The sequence below is a fragment of the Roseofilum capinflatum BLCC-M114 genome, from assembly GCF_030068505.1.
GTDB lineage: Bacteria > Cyanobacteriota > Cyanobacteriia > Cyanobacteriales > Desertifilaceae > Roseofilum > Roseofilum capinflatum.
On the sequence record NZ_JAQOSO010000055.1, the window covers coordinates 203091 to 218456 of the forward strand.

General features: G+C 47.7%; 11 protein-coding genes. 8 read left to right on the forward strand and 3 right to left on the reverse strand.

Annotated features, from left to right (window positions below; translation table 11 throughout):
* Nucleotides 1-27: 27 nt before the first annotated feature.
* Nucleotides 28-576, reverse strand: coding sequence for a ribosomal protein S18-alanine N-acetyltransferase (gene rimI, locus PMG25_RS10485; protein WP_283766848.1), 549 nt, complete (start codon nucleotides 574-576; stop codon nucleotides 28-30).
* A 123-nt stretch (nucleotides 577-699) separates the two neighbouring features.
* Here rimI and lysA point away from each other — a divergent pair, with 123 nt between their 5' ends.
* The 5 genes from lysA (at nucleotide 700) to PMG25_RS10510 (ending at nucleotide 7028) form a co-directional block, all read left to right on the forward strand.
* The gene (gene lysA / locus PMG25_RS10490; RefSeq protein ID WP_283766849.1) at nucleotides 700-2106 is read left to right on the forward strand and encodes a diaminopimelate decarboxylase; all 1407 of its coding nucleotides are present in this window, start codon (nucleotides 700-702) and stop codon (nucleotides 2104-2106) included.
* 99 nt (nucleotides 2107-2205) lie between these two features.
* Complete coding sequence (cdaA, locus tag PMG25_RS10495) at nucleotides 2206-3129, forward strand: diadenylate cyclase CdaA (protein WP_347178805.1); 924 nt, start codon at nucleotides 2206-2208, stop codon at nucleotides 3127-3129.
* Nucleotides 3126-3890, forward strand: coding sequence for an undecaprenyl pyrophosphate synthase (gene uppS, locus PMG25_RS10500; RefSeq protein WP_283766851.1), 765 nt, complete (start codon nucleotides 3126-3128; stop codon nucleotides 3888-3890). The genes cdaA and uppS overlap by 4 nt, the downstream gene beginning before the upstream one ends.
* A gap of 38 nt (nucleotides 3891-3928) precedes the next feature.
* Nucleotides 3929-5509, forward strand: a complete 1581-nt coding sequence (locus PMG25_RS10505; RefSeq protein ID WP_283766852.1) for a M16 family metallopeptidase — start codon at nucleotides 3929-3931, stop codon at nucleotides 5507-5509.
* A gap of 37 nt (nucleotides 5510-5546) precedes the next feature.
* A complete protein-coding gene (locus PMG25_RS10510; protein ID WP_347178807.1) occupies nucleotides 5547-7028 on the forward strand; it encodes a M16 family metallopeptidase in 1482 nt (493 codons plus the stop codon).
* Nucleotides 7029-7137: 109 nt separating this feature from the next.
* Here PMG25_RS10510 and PMG25_RS10515 read toward each other — a convergent pair whose 3' ends face one another.
* Nucleotides 7138-7659, reverse strand: a complete 522-nt coding sequence (locus PMG25_RS10515; RefSeq protein ID WP_283766854.1) for a Ycf51 family protein — start codon at nucleotides 7657-7659, stop codon at nucleotides 7138-7140.
* 131 nt (nucleotides 7660-7790) lie between these two features.
* On the opposite strand from PMG25_RS10515, the gene PMG25_RS10520 reads away from it, so the two are divergent.
* Nucleotides 7791-9086, forward strand: coding sequence for a D-alanyl-D-alanine carboxypeptidase (locus PMG25_RS10520; protein WP_283766855.1), 1296 nt, complete (start codon nucleotides 7791-7793; stop codon nucleotides 9084-9086).
* A 134-nt stretch (nucleotides 9087-9220) separates the two neighbouring features.
* Here the strand turns inward: PMG25_RS10520 and treS are convergent, their stop codons facing one another.
* Entirely contained in the window at nucleotides 9221-12718 is a 3498-nt protein-coding gene (gene treS / locus PMG25_RS10525; protein WP_347178808.1) for a maltose alpha-D-glucosyltransferase, read from the reverse strand.
* Nucleotides 12719-12916: 198 nt separating this feature from the next.
* Here treS and malQ point away from each other — a divergent pair, with 198 nt between their 5' ends.
* Both malQ and cysC read left to right on the forward strand, forming a co-directional pair.
* Nucleotides 12917-14431 carry a 4-alpha-glucanotransferase gene (malQ, locus tag PMG25_RS10530; protein ID WP_283766857.1) on the forward strand — a complete coding sequence of 505 codons (1515 nt, stop codon included), beginning with the start codon at nucleotides 12917-12919 and terminating at the stop codon, nucleotides 14429-14431.
* Nucleotides 14432-14607: 176 nt separating this feature from the next.
* A complete protein-coding gene (gene cysC, locus PMG25_RS10535; RefSeq protein ID WP_283766858.1) occupies nucleotides 14608-15138 on the forward strand; it encodes an adenylyl-sulfate kinase in 531 nt (176 codons plus the stop codon).
* The last annotated feature ends 228 nt before the right edge of the window (nucleotides 15139-15366 follow it).

Consider the following 15366-nt stretch of genomic DNA (forward strand, 5'->3'; position numbering starts at 1 on the left):
GGTTGAGTGTTTTGGATCGAGTTCGCTCTAGATTGTCTCATACTTGTTCTGGTAGTTGTTCTGGGTTAAGGATTTAGATTGGGCTTGCTGTTGCCACTGGCTTAAGTGTTCTGGAAATTGGGGAGATTGTAGATCCTTGAGCCATAGGACGAGGGCATCTTCGCCGGTTTCTTGATAATAATTACGTCGCCGTCCGGCGGTGAGAAAGCCGAATTTTTGATAGAGTCCTAGGGCGCGGTGGTTGGAGGCTTTGACTTCTAGGGTGGCTCGTTCGAGTCCCCGTTGGCGGGCAGAGTCTAATAAGGCACAGAGGAGAGATTGCCCTAAGCCTTGATGTTGATAGTGGGGATGAATGGCTAAGATGGTGAGATGGGCTTCTTCGACGATCGCCCAATAACAGCCGAATCCGATTAACTCCTCACCCCAACTGATGCCTAATAATTCACTGTTTGGGCTATCGAGTTCCCGTTGGTAAGCGTCCAAAGTCCATAACTGGCCAAAACAGAGGCGATCGAGGGTAACCACAGCGTTTAGGTGTTCTGGGGCGATCGCATGGAGAATAAAAGGCACAGTCATAGATGAGTTCATAGAGGAGTATTGAGCCGATTAACAGATAACTATTGGTGATTTGCAGTTCACCATGGACAATAGAGTATAGAACGAATGAACAATGAATGACGAACTCGCTTTCCTGAGATTATGGTATCGACACCCTCCCGTATTACTCCACCCCGTGGCACAGATTATCTTTCCTCCGTCGAAGAGCCTGTGGGTGAAAGATCGCCCAATCAACAGTTACTGCCCCTAACGGCTCAAGTCAATAGCACCGATCAATTAACCATTGGGGGTGTAGCGGTTTCTGAATTAGTGAAAACCTATGGCTCTCCCCTCTATATCCTCGATGAAGAGGGTTTACGCGCTGCCTGTCGCCAATATCGAGAAGCCTTTAAGCGCTACTATCCGGGAGAAGCCACAGTTATCTATGCCTCGAAAGCGTGGAATTGTTTAGCCATTTGTGCGATCGCCGCCTCGGAAGGGTTAGGTATTGATGTGGCTTCGGGTGGAGAACTTTACACGGCTCTACAAGCGGGAGTTCAAGCCGATCGGATTTACTTCCATGGCAATAATAAATCGGCTACTGAACTGACAGAAGCTCTAGAAGTCGGCTCTCATGTGGTGGTGGATAACTGGCTAGAACTGAAAACCCTAGCCCAGCTCAGTCGCGATCGCGGCCAAACCGTTCCTATCCTGATTCGCATGACTCCTGGCATCGAATGTCACACCCATGAATATATTCGCACGGGACATATTGACAGTAAATTTGGCTTCGATCCCAATCAAATTGAAGCCGTTTTAGAAGGGATTGCCCAAGAAAAGAGCTTAGATTTCCAAGGATTCCACGCCCATATTGGCTCGCAAATTTTTGAACTCGAACCCCATCAGGATCTCCCGGCTGTGATGGTGCAATGGTTCCTGAAAGCGAAGGAAATTGGCTTATCTCCCTCAGTATTAAATGTGGGTGGAGGTTTAGGCATTCGCTATACTGAAGACGACGATCCGCCCTCCATTGAAGCTTGGGTTAAACAAGTGTGTACAGCCATGGTAACCGCCTGCGATCGCGCCCAAATTACGCCCCCCCATATCATCTGTGAACCCGGTCGTTCCTTAGTGGGGTCGTCCTGTATCACCGCTTACACCGTCGGTTCCCGTAAGGCCATTCCTAATATGCGAACCTATATCGCCGTAGATGGGGGCATGTCAGACAATGCTCGCCCCATCACCTATCAAGCCCTCTATCGGGCTGTTGCCGTCGATCGCATGGGACAAGCCTGTACGGAAACCGTAACCCTAGCGGGTAAGCACTGCGAATCGGGTGATATTCTCATTCAACAGGCCCAATTCCCGCCCCTGCAACCCGGAGAAGCGATCGCCATTTTAGCCACGGGAGCCTACAACTATAGTATGGCTTCCAACTATAACCGCGTCACCCGACCAGCCGCTATCTTAGTGAGCAATGGGCAAGGGCAAGTGATTATTGAGCGGGAAACCTATCAAGACTTGGTGAGCTGCGATCGCCTTCCCGATCGCCTCAAATCCATTTCTTAACAACCACAGGAGATAGGGGCATAGGGGATTTTTATCCTAATTCCCTATTGCCTATTGCCTATTGCCTATTGCCTATTGCCTCTTGCCTCTTGCCTAGCTATGGGAGATCTTTTAACCCAATGGTTATCCAATTTAACTGATACTCAAAAAAACCTGCTGCATACGGTTGACTTCATCTTGGTTTTGATGTTGACCTACATGGTCTTGATGATTATTGGTGAACGTCGAACCTTGTGGATGGTGCGAGGATTCATCCTTCTAATGTTGGCCACCGCCATCAGTACCATCATCAACTTAACCCTACTCAGCTTTGTGTTAAACAAATTAGTGATTGGTTCTGCTGTCGCCATGGCTGTAATTTTGCAGTCCGAGTTTCGTCGATTTCTAGAACAATTGGGCCAAGGACAAATCGTTGATTTGTTCCTCCCCCCATCAGAACCTCCCCCAAAAGCTGAGAGTGTGATTGATGAAATTGTTGATGCAGTTAAAGACCTATCTCAAAATCGGACAGGGGCGCTGCTGATTTTAGAAACTACCGGGCCCATTGATGAACGCGATTTTTCTGTTCCTGGTGTAAGGTTAAATGCAGAAGTCTCCAAGGAGTTGTTACAAACTATTTTCCAAACCAGTACCCTGTTACATGATGGAGCCGTTTGGATTCGCATGTCTCGTATTATCGCTGCCGGAGTAATTTTACCTCTATCCGATCGCACCGCCTCCCGTAAGCTGGGCACTCGTCACCGAGCCGCCATGGGCATTACTGACCGAGTAGAAAACTGTCTGTGTGTGGTTGTTTCTGAGGAAACGGGTTCTATCTCTCTGGCGGAAAGGGGTCTCCTGAATCGTCCCTTAACCAGCAGTAAACTAAAGGAACTCTTGGAAGCCAAATTCTCTCAATCAGTAGAACGGGAGGCTGTCGCCCCCGATTTGCGAAATTTGGGCCGCCAAATCAACTCTCAAGGCGCAGCCATGGTTGCACGCCTACTCCGTTTACCTTCTTCTGATTCTGACAAGAAAAAATGACTGCAAAGCAAATTATTGACAATACTTTGAAGACTCTCCCTAGTGACCTCGATCCCCAAAAGCTTCCTCGTCATGTTGCAGTAATTATGGATGGTAATGGTCGATGGGCCCAGAGGCGAGGAATGCCCAGGATTATGGGACATCCCCGTGGTGCAGATGCCTTGGTAGAATTGGTGTGCTGTTGCGATGATTGGAATATTAGAGCGCTCACCGTTTATGCTTTTTCGACCGAAAATTGGAAACGTCCTCCCCAAGAAGTGAAGTTGATTATGATGGTGATTGAGCAGTTTTTGCGCCGTCAGTTACCAGAAATGATGAAACGGGATGTTCGCTTAGAGTTAGTGGGCAAGTTAGATGAACTGCCTCAATCTTTACAAAACCAGATTCAGAAGTCCGTAGGAGCAACTTGTAAGAATCAAGGTATGAGATTTACGGTGGCGACCAATTATGGAGGACGGCAGGAAATTTTGCAGGCTTGTCAAGCTCTAGCGACTCAAGTGAAACAAGGGGATTTAAATCCTGAAGATATTGACCAAGCCTTGTTTGAGCAATATTTATATACGGTTAATGTGGGCAATCCTGATTTATTGATTCGCACCAGTGGAGAAATGCGGATTAGTAATTTCCTATTGTGGCAGTTGGCCTATGCGGAGATTTATATTACAGATACCCTCTGGCCGGATTTTGACCGAGCGGAGATGCACCGAGCGCTGTGGGAGTTCCAAAAGCGCGATCGCCGCTTTGGTAAAGTGAAGTCTTAATTCTATCCATTTTATGTGAGTCTATAGTCTCAATCCTTATGAACAAAATTCGGTTAACTGATGTGAGCAGGTTGACATCCTTCCATTTCAAGCAACTAGCAGCAATTCTGCTGAGTTTACTACTTTGCATTGGCTTTCTCGGTACAAAACCGGCGATCGCCTTAATGAGCCAAAACTCTAGGGAGTTTTCCATTCAACCCTATCTAGATAAGGTTGAAAAAGAAGTAAAAACATTTACTCTCCAAAATGGAATCAAATTTATTGTCCTAGAACGCCATCAAGCCCCAGTCGTCTCCTTCATGCTCTATGCGGATGTTGGCGGAGCCAATGAACCCCTAGGGAAAACGGGTGTAGCCCATTACTTAGAACATTTAGCCTTTAAGGGAACTACAGATATTGGCACAACGGACTATGAAGCCGAAAAACCCTTAATGGATGAACTCGATCGCCTCTTCGATCAAATTCAAGCCGCTAAAGCCAACGGAAATACGGAAAAAGTCCAAGAACTCCAAGCCGAATTCGATCGAGTTAATCAAAAAGCGTCCCAATACATCAAACAAAACGAATTTGGTCAAATCGTCGAACGCTTCGGAGGAGTGGGACTCAATGCCACAACCTCCACGGATGCCACCCGTTACTTTTTTAGCCTTCCATCCAATAAACTAGAGTTGTGGATGTCCCTAGAGTCAGAACGCTTCCTTGACCCGGTGTTTCGGGAATTTTACCAAGAAAAAGAAGTCATCCTCGAAGAGCGACGGATGCGTACCGATAATTCCCCCATTGGTAAGATGATTGAAGCCTTCCAAGATGCAGCCTTCAAAGTCCATCCCTATCGCCAACCCGTTATTGGCTATGAGGAAGACTTACGCAACTTGAAACGGCAAGATGTGAGGGATTTCTTCGAGACCTATTATGTCCCCCATAATCTAATTGTGGCGATCGTTGGGGATGTGGAGACCTCCGAAGTCAAAACCCTAGCTCAAACCTATTTTGGTCGCTTTCGTGAACGCCCCACCCCCAAGGTTAATCCCCCCGCAGAACCTCCGCAAACCGAAACGCGAGAAGTTAACCTAGAATTACCCACCCAACCCATGTATCTCGAAGGGTATCACCGTCCGGCCGGCAATCACCCCGATCATGCAGTCTACGATCTGATGGGGTCAATTCTCAGTGATGGACGCACCGCTCGCTTGTACAAATCCTTAGTCGAAGAACAACAGGTTTCCCTCTCTGCGGCCGGGTTTAGTGGCTTCCCTGGCGATAAATACCCCAATTTAATGCTGTTTTACAGTTTAACGGCTCCAGGGCATACGGTGGATGAGGTAGCGGAAGCTTTAGGTGCGGAAATTGAACGCATGAAAACTGAACCGGTAAGCCAAGAAGAATTAGACCGGGTGAAAACTCAAGCTAAAGCCAGTTTACTCGGCACGCTCGACTCGAATTCCGGTTTAGCCAGTTTATTAGCCAAGTACGAAGCCACAACGGGATCGTGGCGCAATTTATTTGGGGAAATTGAAGCCATTGAAGCCGTCACTTCCGAAGATATTCAGCGCGTAGCCCAGGGGACGTTTACCCCAGAAAATCGCACGATCGGGCGCTTGTTAACGGCGAGCAATTAAAACCTATTCCCTATTACCCATTACCTAACAAAACATGATGCAAGTAAGACGAGTGATCAAAAAGATGGTTCGGGGGCTGTGGCTGGCTTTAATGGTACTCAGTTTAGCCCTAACGATTCAATGGCATGAATCGGCGGTTGCTGCTCAGGCCAAACCCTATGACGAGTTAACCTTTCCTCCGCTTCCGGAGGTGACGGTTCCAGAGTATACCCAGTTTACGATGGACAATGGGATTGAGGTCTTTTTGATGGAAGACCGGGATCTGCCCTTGGTGACGGGAAGGGCGATGTTTCATACGGGCGATCGCCAGGAACCCCAGGAAAAAGTGGGGTTAGCCGGGTTAGTCGGAACCGTGATGCGTAGCGGAGGAACCCAAACCTATACCCCGGATGAACTGAATCGATCGCTCGAAGATCGAGCCGCTTCCATTGAAACCTCCATTGGGACTTCGGCGGCTACTGCCCAGTTTAGCGCTCTCACGCCGGATACAGATGAGGTGTTGCGCCTGTTTGCCCAAGTCTTGCGTCAACCGGCCTTTGATGAGCAGCAACTGGAGTTAGCCAAAACCCAAGTTCAAGGGAGTATTGCCCGTCGTAATGATAGCCCGGATGCGATCGCGAGTCGAGAATTTCAGAAGTTGATTTATGGGGCAAACAGTCCCTATGCGCGAACTGTGGAATATGAGACGTTAGAGGCGATTAAACGGCAGGATTTAATTGACTTCTATCAACAGTATTTTGTCCCCAATAATATGATGTTGGGTTTGGTGGGCGATTTCGATCCGGCCCAGATGCGAGAAAAGTTAGAAGCGACATTTGGAGATTGGCAACCGAATCCTAATTTTAAGCGTCCTCCCCTACCCCAGGTTTCCCAGAGCCTGACCGAGGGGATTTTTGTGGTCGATCAACCCCAACTGACCCAGAGTAATGTACTGATGGGCCATTTGGGGGGACAGTTGGATAATCCGGACTATTTTGCTCTATCGGTGATGAACGAGGTTTTGAATGGGTTGGGGGGACGTTTGTTTAATCAGGTGCGATCGCGCCAAGGGTTAGCTTATGCGGTCTATGGGTTTTGGAGTCCTCGTTATGACTATCCAGGGATGTTAATTGCTGGGGGTTCGACTCGTTCAGAAGCGACAGTTCCCTTTATTGAAGCGCTGCGTGGAGAGTTGGATCGCATCATCCAAAAGCCAATTACTGCTCAAGAATTAACCGCCGCTAAGGATGGGGTACTCAATTCTTTTGTGTTTAATTTCCAAAAACCCTCCCAAACCCTTTCTCGCCTCATGCGCTATTCCTATTATGGCTATCCTGAAGATTTTATTTTCCAATATCAACGGGGGGTGGAAGCAACCACTATCGAGGATGTGCAACGGGTGGCTCAGGAGTATCTGAAACCCGAAGAGATGGTAACTTTAGTGGTTGGTAATCAAGAGCAGATCGATCCGCCTTTGAGTGCGTTAAGTGGGGATGGTCAGGTGACGGCGATCGATATTACGATTCCTGGACAAAGTTAAATCCCCTCTCTATCGCTTTTTCTGTGAATATACCAATATACAATTGATCAAAAAGATAGAGCTGAATCCCCGTCCTTCTAGGGCGGGGAAGAGTTTAAGGATACATCTCCTAAGAAGGGGTTAAAGTCTGAAGTTGTTTTAGTTTTTGTTGGTCAATCTCCACCGTAATTTTTTGCTCGTCTCCCTGATAAATCAATTGTTCTGCTTTCCCTAAATAGATTGCCTCTGATACTTTGGAGTCGGGATGGACAAGGGTGCGTGCCAGTACGGTTAGGCGATCGCTATCGGTTGCCGATCGCCCATAGGAAAAGAGGTTGATGGCTGCTTGCTTGAGGGTTGCTTCTAATTCCGATTCCGTAATTTGGGGCGGTACGGCAATCACAGTATGGGTTGCTCCATTATCGAACACCAGAGAATAACGCACCGATCCAGGAATGACTGTTTGGGAAAAGGGAACTAAGCTCAAGGAAAATACGCTGACGGTTAAGACTACCATAAACGAACTGATGCCAAAAAAGCGGAAGCGAAACCCCCACTTAAAGACAAAGCAAAGGACGGTAAAGGCAATCGTGACTCCGGTGGCGATCGCAAACCACTCAGAAGCCTGTAAAAAATCTGCGGTTGAGGGCATAACAATGTTATCTTAAGTTACATTTCCATAAGATTTATGATAAATCATGGAGGCAACTTGCGATGGGAGAGCCTGGGTGTATCTTCAACCGTAGTAAACCTTAGAGTGTTTTCCGCGACTGGAGATCGATCGTGTTGGAGTGGTTAAGTGCAATTCCCCTAGCCTTATGGTTAGATCGAGCGGGATTCGAGCAAGTTTTGCAAATCCCAGTGACTTGGCAACAAAATACCTCTCGATGGGTTCTGTACTCCGATCGAGGGGTTGATATGGCTAACCAGATTGACCCGTATCTCGAAAGTTGGAGTCAAAAAAGCTTCGGTCAAAGCGCTCACGGTGTATGGTTACAATCGGGAGAAGAGATTTTATTTAACCATCAGGGCAAAGCGTTATTTTCTGGTGCGTCCTTAACCAAGGTGGCAACAACCTTAGCAGCTTTGAAAGAGTGGGGCCCCTATCATCAGTTTACAACCCAAGTGGCGATCGCCGGTGAAATCAAAGAGGGTGTAGTGGAAGGAGATTTAGTGATCGTCGGGGGAGGTGATCCTCTGTTGGTGTGGCAAGAGGCGATCGCCATCGGTCAGCAGCTTAATGACTTAGGAATTAGGCAAGTTACCGGCGATTTAATTATTACGGGCCCGATGTGGATGAACTATAAAACTGATCCGGCAACAGTGGGGGCACTGTTTTATCGCAGCATCAACGCCGATCTCTGGGATCGTCACCTAGACAATCACTATGGTAGTTTACCCCATGATTTACCGCGTCCCCAAGTGGCGATCGCCGGTTCCATTCGCTCCCAAGCTCCCTCCCAACCTTTGACCCCAGTGTTAGATCATCGGTCTCTGGCCCTTGTCGAGATTCTCAGACGGATGAATGTTTATAGTCACAATCGGTTATCGGAGATTATTGCCCAATCCCTAGGAGGAGGCGATCGAGTGGAAGAAATGGCCGGCACGTTTGCCGGTATTCCCGCAGCCGAGCTACACCTGATTAATGGATCGGGATTAGGTCAAGACAATCGCATGTCTCCCCGTGCTTCCGTCCTATTATTGATGGCCATTCAACGGTATTTACAGTTTTACCATCTCAGTATTGCAGATATTTTTCCGGTGGTTGGGTATGATGGGGGAACCCTTCAAGATCGCCAGCCTCCTCAATATAGCATCGTTAAAACTGGCACATTATCAACCGTGAGCGCTTTAGCGGGCGTAATCTTTACCCGCGATCGGGGTTTAGTCTGGTTTAGTATCATGAACCAAGGCTGGGACATTGAAGGGTTTCGTCTCCAGCAAGACGAATTACTGGGCACATTAGCCCAACATTGGGGAGGAGTCACCTATCCCCCAGACCCTATACATTTGCGATCGCAATTGCCCCCCGCTTTACGCACCCTTGGGGACTTATCTCGTCAGCAAATCTTGTATTGATAGATCACGATGAGCAACATTGACACAGACAAGAACTCAGGAGTATGGGGTCGGGTGGGCAGGAGCATGAGTGACATCATTCAAATTGTACAAGCACACTCTAGCCACCCGACAAGCTGTGTACCCATTACCTATTACCCATTACCGGGCAAAGCGCTACGGGAGTGCAACAGAGGAATGAGATAGGACATATCGTCAACTTGCAAGAGTTTTAAGGTACGGGATAGGGGAATTTTCACCCAAGTGGGACGACGGGTGAGTTCGTAGGAAATGGCGTAGACTGATTTTTCCAGGATGTAAGCGTCGAGTAGCACTTGAGTTTCCCTGGGAGTATCGGGCAGGAAGTTGCCTTGACTGGCGGTTTGCAGATAGGCTTTCACAAATACCAGGTTCACCCAACTACACCAAAAGTCTGCCCATTGCTCCATTTCAGCCAAGTTTTCGGGGTCAATCATGCCATTATCGACTTCTTGTTGCAGGGCGACGCTGGCGGCATAGTGGAAGGATTGGAGCATTCCGGCCACGTCCCGCAGGGGCGATCGCTTCATGCGTCGTTCGCTTAGGGGTCGGTTGGTTTCTCCTTCAAAGTTGGTAATCACAAATTCTTTACCGGTATAGAGAACTTGCTCTAAGTGATAATCTCCATGACAACGGGTTCTCAGGGCGGTGATTTTCAAATCGATGACAGAGCTAAAACGCTTTAATAATTGGTCTTTGCGATTAATTAAGTCCATCGCGATCGGTTGCCAGTCTTCCGGTAGTCGGTTGAGACGCTTTTGCAAAAACAGGAGGGTTTTACCGCTCAGATTCCGCATGTATTGGTAAATCGACCGTTGGTAGAAGGATGAAAAAGGTTCTGGGGCAAAGTGGCGATTTTCGCTATCGGAGGCTAGAGCTAAATGAAATTCGGCCATATATTGTCCCAGACTCTCAGCCGAACCCAAGTAAGACCCAATGAGGGAGTAAACGACTTCGGGAATCTCAGCAATGGGATCATTGCTCTCTGGGTCTAGGTCGCTGGGTTTGGAGGTCACATCTAGGGTGAAGTCTTTGAGGGTAGGTAAGGGAAGATCGGCGATCTCGGTGGAAGTCGCCATCACTTGCTCGAAATAACCGCGCAAATTGTCCAGGGTGTATGACCAACCGTCCCGGATGTCAGGAATAAAGTCGCGCAATACACCAATGGTCATGGAGGATTTACCAGGGCGACGATATTCTAGGGAACCATAAAAGGGAGTGATTTGGCCCGATCGCAAGGAGAAGGTTTTGGGATTGGGTTCAATTTCTGAGCTGATTCTACGGGTGAGAAATTCTCCAATTTCTAGATCGGCGTTGATCCCTTCTTCAATTTGGCGGAAGAGTTTGAGAACCAGGTGATGATCGTCGGTTTCACTATGGGGATCGCTGTAGATAATTGAGGTATGCTTATGTTCGCCTCGCAGGAGGTGGGGGTCAAAGGATGGAGTCCCTTGGTTCAGTTGTGGCGGACTGTTAAACAGATAGGGCACTATTTTACCCGCAATGCCTTGATATTCCCAACCGTTGGCGATCGCCTCTAACATGAAGTTGAGGAAGTCTGGATCGGCACTGGCTTCATATAAAATCCCCGTTTCGCCCGCTTCTTGCACGTTGATTTTGGCAATCATATGCTCTCCATGGAGAGGGGGATCGTCGGCGCTGATGGCTTCGTAAGCCACAGAAAAGGCATAGGTTTCGGCTGCACCTTCGGTATAGTTGATCTGAATGAAAAGGATCTGAGCTTCCCGGTTTTGGTAAGGAATGGGAATCACGTCAATAATTTGTGTGGATTGAATGGTGCGCGATTTACCGGTAAACCAGGAGCGGGTAATTAGATAGTTAGGCAGATGCAGTTCAAAACGGGTTTTGGGTTCATTTTGATAGAAGGCACTGGGCCAGGGGCCCGTGGGCACATCTAAAGTGGGCAGTTGGGTGACGGGGACAGGGCTGGGGGTGATGCTCTCTTCGACTTGTAGGGTGAACCAGTAGAAGGCGTAGGGACTGAGGCTGAGAAAATAGGGAACGTCCTCAATGGTGGGAAATTCAGTCCGGCCAAAGATTTCTACGGGTTTCATTCCTTGGAAGGGAGTCAGATCTAGCTCGACAGTTTGCACGAATCGGGAAAGGTTAGAGACAATCAGGATATGTTCTCCGGCATAGGTGCGGGTAAAGGCTAAGACTTTACGGTTATCGGGATAGAGGAATTCAAAGCTGCCACGTCCGAAGGCTTGAAAGCGTTTGCGGGTGGCGATCAGCCGTTTCATTGACCACCAAAGGGCGTTGGTGTTGCTCCGTTGGGCTTCGACGTTGATCGCTTCATAGTGGTATTCGGGGTCGAGAATGGGGGGCGCATAGAGCCGTTGGGGGTTGGTGCGGCTAAATCCGGCGTTGCGATCGGCGCTCCACTGCATGGGGGTACGGACTCCGTTACGATCGCCTAAATAAATGTTATCGCCCATGCCAATTTCATCCCCATAATAGAGGACGGGAGTTCCTGGCAAAGAGAAGAGCAGACTATTGAGCAATTCTATCCGGCGGCGATCGTTATCCATCAACGGACTCAAGCGCCGACGAATCCCCAAATTAATCCGCGCTTGCGGGTCTTGAGCATACACCCGATACATATAATCTCGGTCTTCATCAGACACCATTTCTAACGTCAGTTCATCATGATTTCGCAAAAACAGCGCCCACTGACAATTATTGGGAATTTGGGGCGTTTGTTGTAAGATGTCGATGATCGGAAAACTATCTTCCATTTTTAGCGCCATGAACAGACGAGGCATCAAGGGGAAATGGAAATTCATATGGCATTCATTGCCATGGCCAAAATAGGCAGCCGCATCTTCGGGCCATTGATTGGCTTCCGCCAGCAACATCCGGTTGGGGAATTTAGAATCCATATGGCTGCGAAGAGCTTGCAAAAATTCATGGGTTTGGGGTAAATTTTCGCAATTCGTTCCCTCCTCTTCATACAGATAGGGAACCGCATCTAAGCGCAGACCATCGACCCCCATCTCTAGCCAAAAATCCACCACTTCCAAAACCGCTTTTTGCACCGCCGGATTTTCATAGTTTAAGTCCGGTTGGTGAGAATAAAATCGATGCCAATAATAGGCATTAGCTACAGAATCCCAAGTCCAATTAGAATGTTCAAAATCTTGGAAAATAATCCGAGCAGCTTGATATTTTCTGGGGTTATCGTTCCATACATAAAACTCTCGCTCTGGCGATCCTGGAGGCGCTTTTCTAGCTCGCTGAAACCAGGGATGTTGGTCAGAGGTGTGGTTAACGATCAATTCGATGATCACCCGAATACCTCGTTTATGGCTCTCGCGCAAGAATTCTTTGAAGTCCTCTAGGTTTCCATAAATGGGATTGACGCTATTGTAATCGGCAATATCATAACCGTCATCTTTGAGGGGAGAAGGGAAAAAGGGAAGTACCCACAGGGCAGTCACCCCTAACTCTTGAATATAGTCGAGTTTGTCCTTGAGTCCACCAAAATCACCGATACCGTCTCCGTTGCTATCGGCAAAGGCTCGGACAGGAACTTCATAAATAATGGCATCTTTAAACCAAAGGGGATCGTCTTTGAGGATGGAGTGGCGCATTTCTTCTATTGTCCAATGTTCTTGACTTTTCATTTTAATACCTGAAGGAAAAAATCGGGGTAGCTCAGGAAAATGAGCAGATGAATAAAAAGGCAACCCATGGGGCCCAAAGGTCGCCAGAGCGATCGCCGGGGACATTTTGCCTTATTCTATGGAGAGGACGGATCGTCCGTATCTCTTGTAGAGTTTGTAATCACTATGGCTTTTGAACGCGCAAGTGGCATCTTATTACACCCGACCTCCTTGCCCAGTTCCTTCGGAATTGGCGATTTAGGAGAGAATGCTTATCGATTTGTGGATTTCCTCGCTCGCAGTGGGCAAAAAATATGGCAAATTTTGCCCTTGGGGCCAACCGGTTATGAACATTCTCCCTACACCATGAATTACAGCGCTTTTGCCGGTAATCCCTTGATGATTAGCTTAGAGCAATTAGCCGCAGAGGAATTATTAAATTCTGAGGAATTAACCCCTCTGACTGGAGAGGATATTGCAGGTAACCGGGTGAATTTCGATCGAGTGATTCCCCATAAGTATGGGTTCCTCAAACAGGCCTATGTCACCTTTAAGGAACACTTAGCAAAAGAGGAAAATCCTGCCTTCACTGAATTTTGCCAGGAACAGGCCAGTTGGTTGGATGATTATGTGTTGTTTATGTCCCTGATGGAGGAAAATGGGGGACAAGCATGGAATCTTTGGGAACCGGCGATCGCTCGTCGCGAACCTCAGAGTCTAGCTCGTAAAAAAGAAGCCCTTGCTGATTCCATCCTATACCATCAATTTCTGCAATTCAAGTTTTTTGAACAGTGGCGAAACCTGCGCCAGTACACCAACGAAAAGGGCATTCAAATCATTGGTGATGTCTCGATTTACGTCTGCCACAATAGCTCTGATGTCTGGGCAAATCCCGAAATTTTCAAGTTAGATCCCCAAACTCTAGAACCCGCGTGGATGGCTGGCGTTCCTCCTGATTATTTTAGTGCTACGGGGCAATTGTGGGGCAATCCGGTTTACGATTGGGATAAATTACAAGAAACCAATTATGCTTGGTGGATTGAACGCTTCCGAGCCACCCTGCAATATGTGGATGTGGTGAGAATTGACCATTTCCGGGGCTTTGAAGCCTATTGGCAAGTGCCAGCCGGAGAAGAAACGGCCATGAATGGAGAATGGGTTAAGGCTCCGGGATTTGAATTTTTCCAAACCTTGGGGGAAGCGTTGGGGAGTTTGCCCGTGTTAGCGGAAGACTTGGGCATTATTACGCCGGAAGTGGAAGAATTACGGGATCATTTTAACTTTCCGGGAATGAAAATTCTCCTCTTTGCTTTTGGCGGTGGAGCAGATAATGCTTATTTGCCCCATAATTATCCCCAAAACGCGATCGTCTACACAGGAACCCATGATAATGATACGTCAGTGGGCTGGTGGAAAAACGCCGGGGAAAAAGAAAAACAGCATTTAGCCCAATATCTCGGTTATGCTTCCCCAGAAGAAATTACGGAGATTTCTTGGCTGTTGATTCGCACCGCGTTAAGTTCTGTAGCAGTTTGGGCGATTCTTCCCTTACAAGACTTATTCAGTTTAGATAACGAGGGACGGATGAACGATCCCAGTGTGAGCGCGGGAAACTGGCGTTGGCGCTATGATGATCCAGGGATGTTGAGCGATGAATTAGGCGATCGCCTGCGACACTTAACCCAATCCTACGGCCGCTAAGAGTGCTATGCACTAGGGAATAGGGAATAGGGAATAGGGAATAGGTGTCAGAACTTAGGATTAACCAATTATTCTATTCCTTGCCCCCTCCCATTACCAGCGCGTAGCGCTCCTGACTTTCGCAACTTGACCAGAAAATAGTACAGTAGATCTAAACTCTAAAATTTGTCGTTCGTATGAATCACCGTGGTGTTACAATCTGGTTTACCGGTCTCAGTGGCGCTGGTAAAACCACCATTACCCAAGCCCTAGAGAAAAAATTACGCGCTGCTGAAGTGAAATTAGAAGTCCTCGATGGCGATATTGTCCGCACCAACCTTACCAAAGGATTAGGCTTTAGCAAAGAAGACCGAGACGAAAATATCCGCCGCATTGGATTTGTTTCCCACTTATTAACCCGAAATGGGGTTATTGTTTTAGTTTCTGCCATTTCCCCCTATCGAGCGATTCGGGAAGAAGTGCGCCAGAGAATTGGTGATTTTGTGGAAGTATTTGTGAATGCTCCCCTAGCCGTTTGTGAAGAACGGGATGTTAAGGGGTTATACAAACGTGCTAGAGCCGGAGAAATTAAGCAATTTACCGGCATTTCTGACCCCTATGAACCCCCAACCAAACCCGAAATTGAATGCCGCACCGATCTCGAAGAGTTATCAGAAAGTGTAGATAAGGTGTGGAACAAATTGGTAGAAATGGGTTATTTGCAATAGGAAGGTGATACCTAGGAGCAGGTTCTGCAACCCTTTGGGAGTCCCACCCATAACCTTTAGCTAAGTGCTAAGAAACCCGGTTTCTTGAAGAAACCGGGTTTCTGGTTTCCCTGTGCTGGGTTGATTGGTGGGGTGGGGGCGGGGTTAATCGATTAAGCAAACGTAATAAAACGTTAATTAAGACCGAATTAATATTAAAATTTATCACAATTTTCTGCCCATTCGCAT

Bases quoted from the DNA above. Each gene is read 5' to 3' on its own strand.
- rimI (WP_283766848.1), bottom strand. From the start codon at position 576: ATGACTGTGCCTTTTATTCTCCATGCGATCGCCCCAGAACACCTAAAC.
- lysA (WP_283766849.1), top strand. From the start codon at position 700: ATGGTATCGACACCCTCCCGTATTACTCCACCCCGTGGCACAGATTAT.
- cdaA (WP_347178805.1), top strand. From the start codon at position 2,206: ATGGGAGATCTTTTAACCCAATGGTTATCCAATTTAACTGATACTCAA.
- uppS (WP_283766851.1), top strand. From the start codon at position 3,126: ATGACTGCAAAGCAAATTATTGACAATACTTTGAAGACTCTCCCTAGT.
- PMG25_RS10505 (WP_283766852.1), top strand. From the start codon at position 3,929: ATGAACAAAATTCGGTTAACTGATGTGAGCAGGTTGACATCCTTCCAT.
- PMG25_RS10510 (WP_347178807.1), top strand. From the start codon at position 5,547: ATGCAAGTAAGACGAGTGATCAAAAAGATGGTTCGGGGGCTGTGGCTG.
- PMG25_RS10515 (WP_283766854.1), bottom strand. From the start codon at position 7,659: ATGCCCTCAACCGCAGATTTTTTACAGGCTTCTGAGTGGTTTGCGATC.
- treS (WP_347178808.1), bottom strand. From the start codon at position 12,718: ATGCGCCACTCCATCCTCAAAGACGATCCCCTTTGGTTTAAAGATGCC.
- malQ (WP_283766857.1), top strand. From the start codon at position 12,917: ATGGCTTTTGAACGCGCAAGTGGCATCTTATTACACCCGACCTCCTTG.
- cysC (WP_283766858.1), top strand. From the start codon at position 14,608: ATGAATCACCGTGGTGTTACAATCTGGTTTACCGGTCTCAGTGGCGCT.